The organism is Massilia niastensis DSM 21313 (assembly GCF_000382345.1).
Lineage (GTDB): Bacteria > Pseudomonadota > Gammaproteobacteria > Burkholderiales > Burkholderiaceae_D > Telluria > Telluria niastensis.
In genome coordinates, this window is sequence record NZ_KB908080.1 from 34,788 (window position 1) to 49,635 (window position 14,848).

Annotated in this window: 8 protein-coding genes; 6 read left to right on the top strand and 2 right to left on the bottom strand. The window is 69.6% G+C overall.

Features of this window, described 5'->3' with window-relative positions:
* Positions 1-51: 51 nt before the first annotated feature.
* Complete coding sequence (locus tag H162_RS0104300; protein ID WP_020652218.1) at positions 52-633, top strand: acyl-homoserine-lactone synthase; 582 nt, start codon at positions 52-54, stop codon at positions 631-633.
* Between the two features lie 12 nt (positions 634-645).
* Here the strand turns inward: H162_RS0104300 and H162_RS0104305 are convergent, their stop codons facing one another.
* The gene (locus H162_RS0104305; RefSeq protein WP_020652219.1) at positions 646-2,709 is read right to left on the bottom strand and encodes a prolyl oligopeptidase family serine peptidase; all 2,064 of its coding nucleotides are present in this window, start codon (positions 2,707-2,709) and stop codon (positions 646-648) included.
* Positions 2,710-2,868: 159 nt separating this feature from the next.
* Between H162_RS0104305 and recC the strand changes: the two genes are divergently transcribed.
* The 5 genes from recC to H162_RS0104330 all read left to right on the top strand — a co-directional run bounded on the left by recC (position 2,869) and on the right by H162_RS0104330 (position 13,749).
* Positions 2,869-6,249, top strand: a complete 3,381-nt coding sequence (gene recC / locus H162_RS0104310; protein WP_026354208.1) for an exodeoxyribonuclease V subunit gamma — start codon at positions 2,869-2,871, stop codon at positions 6,247-6,249.
* Positions 6,246-9,881: an exodeoxyribonuclease V subunit beta gene (gene recB / locus H162_RS0104315; RefSeq protein WP_020652221.1), complete on the top strand. Its 3,636-nt coding sequence runs from the start codon at positions 6,246-6,248 to the stop codon at positions 9,879-9,881. The genes recC and recB overlap by 4 nt, the downstream gene beginning before the upstream one ends.
* Positions 9,878-11,839 (top strand): exodeoxyribonuclease V subunit alpha, encoded by a 1,962-nt coding sequence (recD, locus tag H162_RS0104320; RefSeq protein WP_020652222.1) that lies wholly within the window; start codon positions 9,878-9,880, stop codon positions 11,837-11,839. Before recB ends, recD begins: the two co-directional genes overlap by 4 nt.
* Before the next feature lie 115 nt (positions 11,840-11,954).
* Entirely contained in the window at positions 11,955-12,755 is an 801-nt protein-coding gene (locus H162_RS0104325; RefSeq protein WP_020652223.1) for a lipid II flippase Amj family protein, read from the top strand.
* 142 nt (positions 12,756-12,897) lie between these two features.
* Positions 12,898-13,749, top strand: a complete 852-nt coding sequence (locus H162_RS0104330) for a transposase (RefSeq protein WP_020652224.1) — start codon at positions 12,898-12,900, stop codon at positions 13,747-13,749.
* A gap of 93 nt (positions 13,750-13,842) precedes the next feature.
* On the opposite strand, the gene H162_RS0104335 is transcribed toward H162_RS0104330, so the two are convergent.
* A complete protein-coding gene (locus H162_RS0104335) occupies positions 13,843-14,787 on the bottom strand; it encodes a serine hydrolase (RefSeq protein ID WP_020652225.1) in 945 nt (314 codons plus the stop codon).
* Positions 14,788-14,848: the final 61 nt, after the last annotated feature.

A 14,848-nucleotide genomic window follows, 5' to 3' on the forward strand; every position in this document is an offset into this window, starting at 1 on the left:
GAAGCTGTCATATGCGTTGTGCATTTTTTCACTCACACGAGAGGCCAGGTCATGACGATGCAGATCACCATCGCGGCGCGCCGCGCGTTCAAGTCGAAGGAGCTGTGGGAAATGCATATGCTGCGCGCGAAGGTGTTTCGCGGGCGGCTGGGGTGGGAAGTGCCGGTCCTGTACGGCATGGAGTTCGATGGCTACGACGCGCTCGAGCCGCGCTACATGCTGATGCGCGACGAGGAGACGCTGCGCGGCTGCTGGCGCCTGCTGCCGACCGAGGGGCCGTACATGCTGAAGGATTCGTTCCCGCAGCTGCTCGACGGCCAGGAAGCTCCCTGCGACGCGCGCATCTGGGAGCTGTCGCGCTTCGCGCTGGAGACCGAGGGCGCGGCCGGCTACGGCTTCTCGGAGATGACGATGGAATCGATCGCCGCCGTCATCCGCCACGGCCAGGCGCAGCACCTGACCCGCTACGTCACCGTCACCACCGTCGCCATCGAGCGCATGCTGCGGCGCGCCGGCGTGGTGACGACCCGGCTCGGCGCGCCCCGGACCGTGGGCGTCGAGACCGCGGTCGCCCTGTACGTCGAGATCGGCCCGACCTACGAGGCGCTGTTCCCCTCCCGGCTGGCCTCGTGAGGGGCGCCCGGCCTACCTGAGCTGCTCGAGCAGGAAGGTATAGGTCAGCGCATACATGCGGGCGGTCTGCTCGTTGTCGGCCGCGCCGGCGTGGCCGCCCTCGGTGTTTTCCCAGTACAGCACGTCGTGCCCCTGTTCCAGCATGCGCGCCGCCATCTTGCGCGCATGGCCGGGGTGGACCCGGTCGTCGCGCGTCGAGGTGGTGAACAGCACCCGCGGGTAGCGCTGCTCCGGGAACACGTTGTGATAGGGCGAGTAGCGCGCCAGGTACTCCCAGTCGGCCGGATCGTCGGGATCGCCGTATTCGCCCATCCAGGACGCGCCCGCCAGCAGTTCGTGGTAGCGGCGCATGTCCAGCAGCGGCACCTGGCATACCACGGCGCCGAACAGGTCGGGGCGCTGGGTGAGCGCGGCGCCCACCAGCAGCCCGCCATTGCTACCGCCCATGATGCCCAGGTGGCGCGGGCTGGACAGGCCGCGCCGCACCAGGTCTTCGGCCACCGCGATGAAGTCGTCGAAGGCGCGCTGGCGGTGCTGGCGCAGCGCGGCCTGGTGCCAGCGCGGGCCGAACTCGCCGCCGCCGCGGATGTTGGCGAGCACGTAGATCCCGCCCGCGTCCAGCCAGGCGGCCCCGGTCAGGCCGCTGTAGAAGGGCTTGAGCGCGACCTCGAAGCCGCCGTAGCCGTACAGCAGGGTCGGATTGGCGCCGTCGGCCCGGGTCTCGCGGCCCATCACCACGAAGTAGGGCACCATGGTGCCGTCCTGCGAGCGCGCGGCGTGCTGGCTGACCGTGTAGGGGTGGGCTTCGAAGAAGGCCGGCATCGCCTTCAGCGGCTCGCGCTGGTCGCTGCCGGCCTGCATCAGGTACAGGGTGGTCGGGTGCAGGAAGTCGGTGACGGTCAGGAAGTAATGGTCGGATTCGTCCGGATCCAGGGCCGAGACGCCGAGCGCGCCCAGTTCGGGCACGTCGACGTCGCGCGCCTGCCAGCCGTCCTGGGCATGGCGCAGTTCGACCACCCGGTTCTTGACGTTGTCCAGCACCGTCAGCAGCATGGCGCCGCGCGTCACCGTGGCGCCGTCGAGCGAGGTGGAGGGGGACGGCGCGAACAGCACCGCGAATCCGCGCTCGCCCGCCAGGAAGCGCTCGAAATCCATCGCCAGCAGCGCCCCCTGCGGATACACCCGTCCGTCCACTTCCCAGTCGGAGCGCAGCTCGATCACGACCTGGTCGCGCACCGTGAACGCGTTCGCGTCGATCGGCTTGGGCACCTTGAGCAGGACGCCGTCGCGCCGCAGGAACAGTTCGCTGGTATAGAAATCGATCTGGCGCTGGATGAACTCGCGCTCGAATCCCGGCGTGGTGTCCTTGTAGCCGGAGGCTGCCAGGTCTTCCACGCCGGCCTCGTAGACGGTGGGCGCCTGGTCCAGCGGGGTGTCGCGCTTCCACTCCTTGACGATGCGCGGGTAGCCCGATTCGGTCAGGCTGCCGGGCCCGAAGTCGGTGCCGACGAACAGGGTGTCGCGGTCGAGCCAGGTGACGTCGCTCTTGGCCTCCGGCAGGTGGAAGCCGCCGGCCACGAAGGCGCATGCCTTGAGGTCGAACTCGCGCACCACATGGGCGTCGCCGCCGCCGCGCGACAGCGACACCAGCACCCGGTCGCCGTGCGGCTCGAGCCAGGACACGCCGGCCCAGACCCAGTTCTCGCCTTCCTGCTGCGCCAGCCGATCGAGGTCGAGCACCAGTTCCCAGGCCGGCTCCGGCTTGCGGTATTCGTCCAGGCTGGTGCGGCGCCAGATGCCGCGCGCGTGGTCGGCGTCGCGCCAGAAGTTGTAGCACTGCCCGCCGTGCACGCCGATATAGGGAATCTTTTCCTTCGAGTCGAGGATCGCCTTCAGGCGTCCGCGCAGGGGCGCGAAGCTTGGCCGGGCTTCCAGTTCGGCCTCGGAGACCGCGTTCCTGGCGTCGACCCAGGCGCGGGCGGGTTCGCCGTCGACCTCTTCGAGCCACAAATAGGGATCGTCCGGAGTGTGGGCGGGCGTCGGCGCGTCCGGCATGGCGTCGGTCGATTGTTGCATTACTGCACCTCCTTTGCTGTCTCGGTGGGATCCTCGACTTATACTATCGATTGTACAAGGCCGGTAGCGCCCATCAGGGGGAGTGCGCCGTGCCGCCCACCCTACCGCCGCGCGTCCAAACAGGGTATCCTTCCCGCCTGAGTTTCCGAGCCTATCCGAATGTCATCCGTTATTACCCCCGGCCTGTTGATCTTGCACGGCAACCAGATGGAGTTGCTGCGCAGCGCCGTGTTCGACTGGATGCGCTCCAACCCGCTCGGCCCGCTCGAAGAAGAAGTCATCCTGGTGCAATCGAACGGCATCTCGGAGTGGCTGAAGATCTCGCTGGCCGAGGAGCTGGGCGTGTGCGCGGCGACCCGCGTGGCGCTGCCGGCGCGCTTCATGTGGGAAGCCTACCGCGGCATGCTGGGGCGCGAACGGGTGCCGACCCGCTCTCCCTTCGACAAGGATCCGCTCACCTGGCGCCTGATGCGCATGCTGCCCTCGCTGCTGCAGGAGCCGGGCTACGAGCCGCTGGCGCGCTTCCTGGCCGACGGCGACGCCGAACGGCGCCTGCAGCTGGCCGAGCGCCTGGCCGACCTGTACGACCAGTACCAGGTATACCGCGCCGACTGGCTGGCCGACTGGGCCGCCGGCCGCGACCAGCTGCGCCGCGCCAGCGGCGACACGGTGGCGCTGGCCGAGGACCAGCGCTGGCAGGCCTGTTTGTGGCGCGAAGTGCATGCCAGCGTGCCGCTCGAAGTGCGCTTCGGCGGGCGCGCGTCCATCCACCACCAGTTCCTGTCGGCGGTCGAGGAAGACCGCGAGCCGGCCACGCGCCTGCCGCGCCGGGTGATCCTGTTCGGCATGTCGACCCTGCCTTACCAGACCCTGCAGGCGATCGCCGCGCTGTCGCGCCACACCCAGGTGCTGGTGGCGGTGCCGAACCCGTGCCGCTTCTACTGGGGCGACATCATCGAAGGGCGCGAGCTGCTGCGCGCGGCGCGCCGCCGCCAGCAGGCGCGCGAGGGCGTCGACCTGGCCTCGGTGCCGATCGAGGAGCTGCACGCGCACAGCCACCCGCTGCTGGCGAGCTGGGGCCGCCAGGGCCGGGACTTCGTGCGCATGCTCGACGAATTCGACGGCGCCGATGGCGCGAAGTTCGGCAACCTGCGCGTCGACCTGTTCTCGGAGGAGGAGGGCGAGACCCTGCTGTCCCAGGCCCAGGCCGCGGTGCGCGACCTGCTGCCGCTGTCGGATCACCCGCACGTGCCGCCGGCGCGGGATGACCGCTCGATCGAGTTCCACATCACCCACAGCGTGCAGCGCGAGGTCGAGGTGCTGCACGACCAGCTGCTGTCCTGGTTCGCCCGCGATCCCACCCTGCGCCCGCGCGACGTGGTGGTGATGGTGCCCGACATCGACACCTTCTCGGCCGCCATCCACGCGGTGTTCGAGCAGCACCGGCGCAGCGACCCGCGCCACATCCCGTTCGAGATCGGCGACGTGCGCGACCGCAGCGTGAATCCGCTGCTGGTGGCGCTCGAATGGCTGCTGCGCCTGCCGCAGCAGCGCTGCCGCCAGAGCGAGGTGCGCGACCTGCTCGACGTGCCGGCGGTGGCCAGGCGCTTCGGCCTGCGCGACGACGACCTCGACATCCTGGGACGCTGGATCGAAGGCGCCGGGGTGCGCTGGGGCCTGGACCGCGAGCACCGCAGCGGACTGGGACTGGCCTCGGTGGGCGAGCAGAATGCCTGGATCTTCGGCGTCCGCCGCATGCTGCTCGGCTACGCCAGCGGCCAGGGCGCCAGCTTCGGCGAGATCGAGCCGTATGCCGAGGTGGGCGGGCTGGACGCGGCGCTGGCCGGGTCGCTGGCCCAGCTGGTCGAAACCCTGCTCGAATGGCGCGCCGTGCTGGCCACGGCGCGCCGCCCGTCCGAGTGGGGCGAGGCCGCGCGCGGCCTCATGGCGGCGTTCTTCAGCGCCCACGACGAGGGCGACCGCCTGACCCTGGCCCAGCTGAACGAGGGCCTGCAGTGCTGGCTCGAGACGGCCGACGCCGCCGGCTTCGACGAACCGGTATCGCTGGCGGTGCTGCGCGAAGCCTGGCTCAGCGAGCTCGACCAGCCGACCCTGAACCACCAGTTCGTCTCGGGCGGCGTCACCTTCTGCACCCTGATGCCGATGCGCGCGGTGCCGTTCCGGGTCGTCTGCCTGCTCGGCATGAACGACGGCGACTTCCCGCGCCGCACCCACCACAGCGACTTCGACCTGCTGGCGCTGCCGGGCATGGCGCGCCCGGGCGACCGCTCGCGCCGCGACGACGACCGCTACCTGATGCTGGAGGCGCTGCTGGCGGCGCGCGACAAGCTGTATGTCAGCTGGGTCGGGCGCAACGTGCGCGACAACAGCGAGCAGCCGGCCTCGGTGCTGGTGGCGCAGCTGCGCGACTACCTCGCCGCGGGCTGGGACCTCGACCTGTCCGAGCGCACCGTCGAACACGCGCTGCAGCCGTTCAGCCGCCGCTACTTCGAGCGCGGCGGCCTGCTGACCTATGCCGGCGAATGGCGCTCGGCCCACGGCGCCGGCGAGGCGGATGCGCCCGACGCGCTGCCGGCCTTCGAGCTGGAACCGGGCTTCACCCTGAAGCTGGGCGAGCTGGCGAGCTTCCTGCGCCAGCCGGCGCGCTACTTCTTCCGGCGCCGCCTGGGCGTCATCTTCGCCGACGCCGCGGTGGTGGGCGAGGACGAGGAACCGTTCTCGCTCGACGCACTGGAGCGCTTCTTCATCGAGGACCACCTGCTGGACGACAGCGGCCCGGCCGAGGCCATCGACGAAGTCCGCGCCACCCTGACCGAGCGCGCCGGGCGGCTGGCGCGCGAAGGCGTGCTGCCGATCGGCCTGCTGGGGCGCCAGTGGCAGGAACAGCTGGTGAAGGGGCTGGTGCCGGTGCGCAGCGCCTGGCTGCGCCAGGGCGCGCGCTTCCCGCAGCCGGCGCCCAAGCTGGCGGTCAGCCTCGACCTGGGCGAAGGCCTGCTGCTGGAAGACTGGATCGACCGCCTGCGCAGCAACGGCGAACGGACCGCCTGGCTGATGCAGATCTCGTCCAAGGTGCTGGACAAGGCCGGCGCGCCGCGCGGCGACAAGCTGATCGGCCCGTGGCTGCGCCAGCTGGCCAGCGCCGCCAGCGGCGCGCCGGTGGCGGGCTGCCTGGTGGCGCGCGACGCCATGATCGAAATGGCGCCGCTCGAGCCGGGCGAGGCCCGGGCCGCGCTGGCGGCCCTGGGCGCGCTGTGGCGGATCAACCTGGACCGTCCGCTGGCGGTGGCCTGCCGCACCGCGCTCGCCCACCTGGCGCAGGGCGACGCGCGCCTGGCCTACGACGGCGGCTTCGAGCTGAAGGGCGAGGTCGACGACCCCTGCCTGGCGCGCCTGTGGCCCGACTTCGACGCGCTGCGCGCGGCCGGCGACTGGCCCGCCACGGCGGTCGACCTGTACGGTCCGCTGGCGCACTGGATCGCGCATGCGCTGGTGGTCACCGAACTGGAGGAGGGCGCATGAGCGAACTGCTCGATCCGCTGGCATTCCCGCTGCACGGCTCGCGCCTGATCGAGGCCTCGGCCGGCACCGGCAAGACCTGGACCATCGCCGCCCTCTACCTGCGCCTGGTGCTCGGCCACGGCGGCGAGCACGCGTTCGCGCGTCCCTTGATGCCGTCCGAGATCCTGGTGATGACCTTTACCCGCGCCGCCACCCGCGAGCTGGCCAACCGGGTGCGCGAGCGCCTGGTGCAGGCGGCCGCCTTCTTCCGCGGAGAACTGGACCTGATCGACCCCTACCTGCGCGAGCTGGCGGAAAGCTATCCGGACGAGAGTGCGCGGAGCCGGGCCGCGCACCGCCTGATGCTGGCGGCCGAGACGATGGACGAGGCGGCGATCTTCACCATCGACGCCTGGTGCCAGCGCATGCTGCGCGAGCACGCCTTCGACAGCGGCTGCCTGTTCGACGAAGAGCTGGTCAGCGACGAGCGCGCCCTGTTCGAGGACGCCGCCCACGACTACTGGCGCCAGCACGTCTATCCGCTCGGCGCCGAGGGACTGGCGGCGGTGCTGGATTGCTGGAACGATGTCGAGGCCCTGAAGCGCAGCGTGCGCCAGCTGGTGCAGCGCACCGCGCTGCTGGGGGAAGTGCCGGCCGAGCCGCTGGGGCAGCTGGTCGCGCGCCAGGTGGCGGAGCAGCGCACTGAACTCGCGCGCCTGAAGGAAGGCTGGCAGGCGCGCGCCGACGAGATGGAGCAATGGATCGCGGCCCAGCGCGAGCGCCACCCGAAGTGCTTCAACGGCACCAAGATGCGCCCCGACTCGCTGGTGAAATGGTTCGAGGCCCTGCGCAGCTGGGCGGCCAATCCGCTGCAGCACCAGCCGGACCTGAACGAGACCGCCTGGGGGCGCCTGACCGGGGAAGGCATCGCCGGCGCCTTCAGCAAGGATTTCAGCACCGAAGTGCCGGCCTGCTTCGACTACACGGCCCCCTTGCGCGAGGCGCTGCTCGCGATCGAGCCGATGGCGCATTCCCTGCTGCGCCACGCCAGCGCCCATATCGCCGGGCGCATGCGCGAACTGAAGCGCCGCAACCGCCAGTTCGGCTTCGCCGACATGCTCGAACGCCTCAAGGACGCCCTCGAAGGCGAGAACGGCGAGGCGCTGCGCCGCCGCATCGTCGAGCAGTACCCGGTGGCGATGGTCGACGAATTCCAGGACACCTCGCCCGACCAGTACCGCATCTTCGACCTGCTGTACCAGGTGGCGGATAACGAGCCGCGGCAGGGCCTGTTCCTGATCGGCGACCCGAAGCAGTCGATCTACGGCTTCCGCGGCGCCGACATCCACAGCTACCTGTCGGCGCGCAAGGCGACCGCGGGCCGGCACTACAAGCTGGGCACCAACTACCGTTCGACCACCGCGCTGGTGGAGGCGGTCAACCAGCTGTTCCGCCATGCCGAGGGCCACGGCGAGCACCCGGGCTACGCGGCCGGCGCCTTCCGCTTCCGGCGCGGGGGCGAAAACCCGCTGCCCTTCGATGCGGTGGACGCCAAGGGCCACCGCCAGAAGCTGGTCGGGGTCGACGGTCCCTACCAGGCGCTGGCCGTGGCCTGCTTCGACCGCGAGGACATGAAGGCCGACGAGTACCGCGAATTCTTCGCCCACCACTGCGCCGAGCACATCGTGCAGCTGCTGAACGACGAGCGGGTCGGCTTCACCGACGGCGAGCGCTTCAAGCGCCTGGTGCCGGCCGACATCGCGATCCTGGTGCGCGACCGGCGCGAAGCCACGGCGGTGCGGCAGGCGCTGATGCGGCGCAAGGTCGCCAGCGTCTACCTGTCCGACAAGGACTCGGTGGTCGAAAGCGAAGAGGCGGGCGATGTGCTGCGCTGGCTGTACGCGGTCGCCAATCCGCTCGACGGCGCCTTCGCGCGCGCCGCGTTCGCGACCCGCACCGCCGGCCTGCCGCTGTCCGAGCTGGCGCGCCTCTCCAGCGACGAAGCGGCCTGGGAAGAGCGGGTCGAACAGCTCAAGGCCCTGCACGGCGCCTGGCAGCGCCAGGGCGTGCTGGCCATGCTGCGCCGCTTCATCCACGAGCTGGGCCTGCCGGCGCGCCTGCTGCGCGAGCCGGGCGGCGAGCGGCGCCTGACCAACCTGCTGCACCTGGCCGAGCTGCTGCAGGAAGCCAGCAGCCAGCTGGAAGGCGAGCAGGCGCTGATCCGCTGGTTCGCCGAGCAGGTCGAGGGCCTGGGCGAGGGCGGCGACGAGCGCGTGCTGCGCCTGGAAAGCGACGCCGAGCTGGTGAAGGTGGTCACGGTGCACAAGTCGAAGGGCCTGGAATACCCGCTGGTCTACCTGCCGTTCGCGGTGACGGCGCGCCGCACCGACCGCCGCGACCGCGCCTTCTTCGAATACGTGGGCGAGGACGGCGGCCGCCGCCTCGACCTGAACCTGAGCGACGAGGCCTTGAAGGCGGTCGACCGCGCACGCCTGGAAGAAGACCTGCGCCTGCTGTACGTAGCGCTGACCCGCGCGCGCCACTTCCTGTGGCTGGGCGCGGCCGCGGTGGCGGCGGCGCGCAAGGGCGAGAACCGCCTGCACGATTCGGCGCTCGGCTACCTGCTGGGCGGCGGCGAGCCGATCGCCGCCAGCGCGCTGCGCGCCAGCTGGGAGCGGCTGCGCGGCGGCGTGGGCGGGATCGAGCTGATCGACCTGCCGCCCCCGGGCGGCGTGAGCCTGTACGCGCGCAGCGACAACCGCCCCGAATTGCTCGAGGCGCCGCGCTACCAGGCCAGCTTCGAGCGCGACTGGGCGATCGGCTCGTTCACCTCGCTGACCCGGCACGCGGTGGCGCCGCCGATGCGCGCCCAGGAACAGACCCTGCTCGAGGAAGAGCCGCAGGCGCTCACGCCGCCGCGCATCGAGGATGCGCCCTGGCACCGCTTTCCGCGCGGTTCGGTGCCCGGCAACTTCATGCACGAACAGCTCGAATGGATGGCGGCCCAGGAAGGCTTCGGCTGCGTCCACGATCCGGCCTGCGTGGAGCGTCTCGGGCAGCGCATCGAGCGCGCCGGCTGGGCCCATCGCAAGGACGACGCGCTGGCCTGGCTGCAGGCGGTGGTGAGCACCCCGCTGCCGCCCCTGAACGCCGCGCTGGCCGACCTGCGCGATCCCGTGCCCGAGATGGAGTTCTGGTTCCCGAGCGAGCGTCTGGACCTGCCGCGCCTGGACCGCCTGTGCCGCGCGCGCCTGCTGGGCGCTATCGAGCGCCCGGTCCTGCCGGAACGCGCGCTGCACGGCATGCTCAAGGGCTTCGCCGACCTGGTGTTCGAGCACGAGGGCCGCTTCTGGGTGCTCGACTACAAGACCAATGCGCTGGGACCGGGCGACGCCGCCTACACCCGGGCCGCGATGGAGGCAGGGATGGCGGAGCACCGCTACGACATCCAGGGCACGATCTACATGCTGGCGCTGCACCGGCTGCTGCGGGCGCGCCTGGGCGACGACTACCAGCCGCAGCGCCAGCTGGGCGGCGCGATCTTCCTGTTCCTGCGCGGGATCGCCAACCCGGCCACGCGCGGCTGCTGCGTGCTGGAGCCCGACCTGGAACTGCTGGGCGGGCTGGAACGACTGCTGGGGCAAGCACGATGATGGCAAGGACGAAAACCGGCGCCGGCCTGGCGGCCCTGTGGGCCGAAATCTCGCAGCTGACCGAGGCGGGCGAACTGCGCCGCCTGTCGGGCGCCTTCGCCCGCTTCGTCGCCTCGCTCGGCGGACCGGGCGGCGGCGCGCTGCCCGACACCGCGCCGGCGGCGCTGGTGCTGGCGGCCACCGTGCTGTCCGAGCTCGAAGGCCATGGCCACAGCTGCCTGCAACTGTCCGACCTGGCCGACGGCCCGGCCGCGCTGCTGGGCTGGAGCGACGAGCAGTGGAAGCAGCTGGCCGCCGCCGCGGCGCCGCTGCCGCGCGGCGTGAAGGCCTGGGGCGCCCAGCTGGCCGCCTGCGAGCAGGTCTGGCAGGTGGGCGAGCTGGATTACGACCAGCCGCTGGTGCTGGACGGCGAACGCCTGTACCTGCGCCGCTACTGGCGCGACGAGACCCTGGTGGCGCAGGCGGTGCGCGAGCGCGCGCGCAGGCTGCGTCCGGTCGACGGGCCCGCCGTGCGCGGCTGGCTCGACACCCTGTTCGCGTCGCAGCGTGCCGCGGAGAAGCCGGACTGGCAGAAGCTGGCCTGCGCGATCGCGCTGCGCGGTTCGGTCGCGATCATCACCGGCGGCCCGGGCACCGGCAAGACCTATACCGTCGCGCGCCTGCTGGCGCTGCTGTTCGCGGTGGCCCCGGAGGCCGGCAGCCAGCGCATCGCGCTGGCCGCGCCGACCGGCAAGGCGGCGGCGCGCCTGAAGCAGTCGATCGACAAGGCGCTGTCGGAACTGGCGGACCGGGTCGGCCCGCGCCTGCCGCTGCGCGAGCTGACCGCGCGCATGGGCGCCGCCCGCACCCTGCACAGCCTGCTGGGCGCGCGCCCGGACAGCCGCAGCTTCGCCCACCATCGCGGCAATCCGCTCGATGTCGACGTCCTGATCGTCGACGAGGCCTCGATGGTGCACCTGGAGATGATGGCCTGCCTGCTGGACGCGCTGCCGCCGACGGCGACCCTGGTCCTGCTGGGCGACAAGGACCAGCTGGCCTCGGTCGAGGCGGGCGCCGTGCTGGGCGACCTGTGCCACGACGCCCAGGCCGGCGCCTATGCGCCCGACACGCTGGCCTACGTGCGCACGGCCAGCGGCGAAGAGGTGCCGGACGGCTTCCTGGGCCAGGGCGGTCCGCTGGCCCAGCAGACCGTGATGCTGCGCCACAGCCGCCGCTTCAGCGGCCCGATCGGCCAGCTGGCGCTGGCGGTGAACGCCGGCGACGCGCCGAAGGCGGAAAGCGTGCTGCGCGCGGGGAACGAGGCCGTGCGCTGGATCGAGCACGCCCAGCAGCAGCATGTCCTGCAGCTGGCGCTGGGCGGCTACAGCCCCTGCCTGGAACTGCTGCGCGCCGGCCCGCCTGGCGCGCACGAGGACTGGGTGCGCCAGGTGCTGCAGCGCTTCGAGGCCTTCCGCATCCTGTGCGCGGTGCGCGAAGGGGAGTGGGGCGTGACGGGGCTGAACGAGGCGATCGAGGGGCGCCTGGAAAAGGCGGGCCTGCTGCGGCGCGGCGAGTGGTATGTCGGCCGGCCGGTGATGGTGACCCGCAATGACTACGGCACCGGCGTGTTCAACGGCGACATCGGGCTGACGCTGGCCGATCCGGCGCGTCCCGGCGCGCTGCGCGTCTACTTCCTCGAGGGCGACGCGGTGCGCAGCGTGCTGGCGACCCGCCTGCGCAACGTCGAGACCGCGTTCGCGATGACGGTCCACAAGTCGCAGGGTTCGGAATTCCGCCACACGGCGCTGGCGCTGCCGCGCGAGCGCAGCGCGATCCTGACGCGCGAGCTGGTCTACACCGGCATCACCCGCGCCAGCGAGGTGTTCACCCTGGTCACGCCGGCGGGCGAGGTGCTGCTCGACGCCATCGGGCGCCGCACCCACCGCAGCAGCGGCCTGCGCGACATGATCGGGCGCTGAAGCGCTTCCGGAGGCCTGCCCCGGGCCTGCGGGAGGCGACGCCGGGCCCGGGCGATGCTAGGATGGCAATCCCCGACCAACCGTTTGCCTACCCGCCCCGAGCGCCGTCCGACACGTGGATACCCAACTACTCCTGATCTGCTTCCTGACCTTCGTCATTCACCTGATCGGCACGCTCGCCTACTCGGTGCGGATCGTCGGGGTGCGGACCCGGCGCATCGCGGTCTCGTTCGCGCTGTTCAGCCTCCTGATGCTGGTGTCGCGCACCTCGAACTCCTTCCTCGGCCCGTTCCTGGCCAAGCGCGTCGAGATGAACCTCGACACCCTGGCGGAAGGCGCGCTGCTGGCCGACTTCCGCTGGCTGCTGGTGTCCGCGAGCCTGGCGACGATCGCCGGCGCCTTCCTGATCCCGACCTTCCAGCGCGTGTTCTGCCGCGCCGTGCTGCACTTCCAGGTGCACCGCTCGGTGCCCAAGCTGCTGTTCCAGGGACTGTTCAAGGGAGGGCTGTCGTATGTGAAGGACGCCGCCAGCCTGCCGGCGCCCCGCAACGTGGCGGACATGCGCGGCCATGGCATGTCGATGCGCATCACGGCGCTCAACGTCGCCGCCACCGCCCTGTGGACGGTCGGCGTGTTCGCGGCCCTGTACGCGGGCGCGCTCGATCCCGCGCTGCGGGTCACCTCCAGCACCCTGTCCTCGATCATCAACGGCGGCGCCACGATCATGATGGCGATCTTCATCGATCCGCACATGTCGGGCATGACCGACGACGCGGTCGAGGGCAAGGTCAGCGAAGGGCAGTTCAGGAAGGCGGTCGTATGGCTGGTCGGCAGCCACCTGGCGGGCACGGTGCTGGCGCAGGCGCTGCTGCTGCCGGGAGCCCTCCTGATCGCCTTCGTGGCCCGCGCGCTCTAAACAATTCAGGGTCAGATCTGTCATTCGGACATGGACGCACGACCTTTGCGAAATCTCAGAACGGTTCTGAATACACTGAGATTTGTTTTCCGGTCTATGGCATCGCAACCGGGCCACAGGAAAAGAGCAATATGCTCGCCCCATGAACAGACCACTTCGAGTTGAAATCAACGGCGCCCTCTACCACATCACTGCCCGGGGCGATCGTCAAAGCGATATTTACCGATCTGATCGCGATCGCCTGGTGTGGCTTTCTTTAGTAGGCGAGACCTGCAAACGCTTCAATTTTGCGGTCCGCGCCTATTGCCAGATGACCAATCACTATCACCTGCTGCTTGAAACCGTCGATGGCGAGTTGTCACGTGGTATGCGTCACCTCAACGGAACGTATTCCCAGTATTTCAATCGAGCACATAACTTGATCGGCCATGTATTCCAAGGCCGCTACAAGTCGATTCTTTGTCAGCGCGAGCTATACCTGCAGGAATTATCGCGTTACATAGAACTGAATCCTGTTCGAGCAGGGATGGTGGATCTTCCGCTCAAGTGGCCCTGGAGCAGCTACGCTGCAACGATGGGCTTGGTCGATTCGCCGGAGTGGCTTCGATCTGATGATGTGCTCGCTCATTTTGGTAGCCAGGGCTCAGACGCGAGACTGGTCTACGAGCAATTTGTCGCAGCTGGCATTGGCAAGCCAAGCCCGTTAAGCGCCGTGTCGAATCAACTTCTATTGGGCGACAAGGCCTTTTGCGCAGAAGTTATCGGAATGCATCCTGAGGGAGATTTTCTAGAGATTAAGCGGGTACAGCGGCGCGCAACGATGCGCCCGCTATATGAATACTTCGTGGAATATCGCGATCCCAAGGAAGCGATGGCGCAGGCTTATTTTTCTCTCGGCTATTCGATGTCTGAGATTGCCCGTTATGCACAGGTTTCGGTGAAGACTGTGAGCCGAGCAATTAACATGTTCGGGAAAAACAAGCCAGCATGTTGAGATGGATTAAAAGTGCCCGATCGGTGTCCGAATGACAGACCTGACCCTGAATGAAAAAGGGGCCTTCCGGCCCCTTGTAGCGACTGCTGCAGCTTAGTTGCGGCGCTTGCGGGTCACCTTGACCTTGGCCTTGACACGCTTCTTGGCCACCTTGACCTTGCCGGTGCCGGCGGTCGCCTTGAGGCGGGCGCGGCCCGAGGTCGCCTTGATGCGCGGGCCGCCGCGGGCGGCGCGCACGACCGTCGACGCCGGTTCGCCGGTGATGAAGCGGCGCACGTTCAGGGCGTCCAGGACCCGGGCCGACGAGGCGCTGGCGTTGAGCAGCACCATGGTCGCATTCTTGCCGGCGGCCTTGATGTTCATGATCAGGCAGCGGCCGGCTTCCGAGGTGTAGCCGGTCTTCGACAGGCCGATCTCCCAGCCCTTGGCGCCGACCAGGCGGTTGGTGTTGCGGTACTCGACGTTGCGGCCGTTGATGTTGATGAATTCTTTCGATTCGGTGGTGCTGTCGGTGATCTCCGGATACTTGGAGGCGGCAGCGGCCATCTTGATCAGGTCGCCCGCGTTCGAGCGGTTGTGCGGCGACAGGCCGGTCGGCTCTTCGATCACGGTCTGGGTCATGCCCAGCGCGGCGGTCTTGCGGCGCACGGCAGCCTTGAAGCCGACCGGGCCGCCCGGGAAGGTACGGGCCAGCGCGGCGGCGGCGCGGTTGTCGGAGGACATCAGCGCCAGGCGCAGCACGTCGCGGCGCGAAATCGAGGCGCCGACCGGCACCCGCGAGCTGCTGTGCTTGAAGGTATCGACGTCGCTGCGATCGATCTCGATCAGCTCGTCCATGTCCTGTTTGGCGTCGAGGACGACCATGGCGGTCATCAGTTTGGTCAGGGAAGCGATCGGCACCACTGCGTCGGCGTTTTTCTCGAGCAGGATCTTGCCGGTATCGTCTTCCACCACAAGGACCGATTGTGAGCCGAACGGTACGGCGAATGCCGCGGCCGAGATCGACATCAGGACGGTGGCGAACAATTTCTTGATCATTTAGCGGTCTGGAATCCGGTGGAGTTGTGCATCAGGCGCCGGGCGGCGCGCGCAACATCTA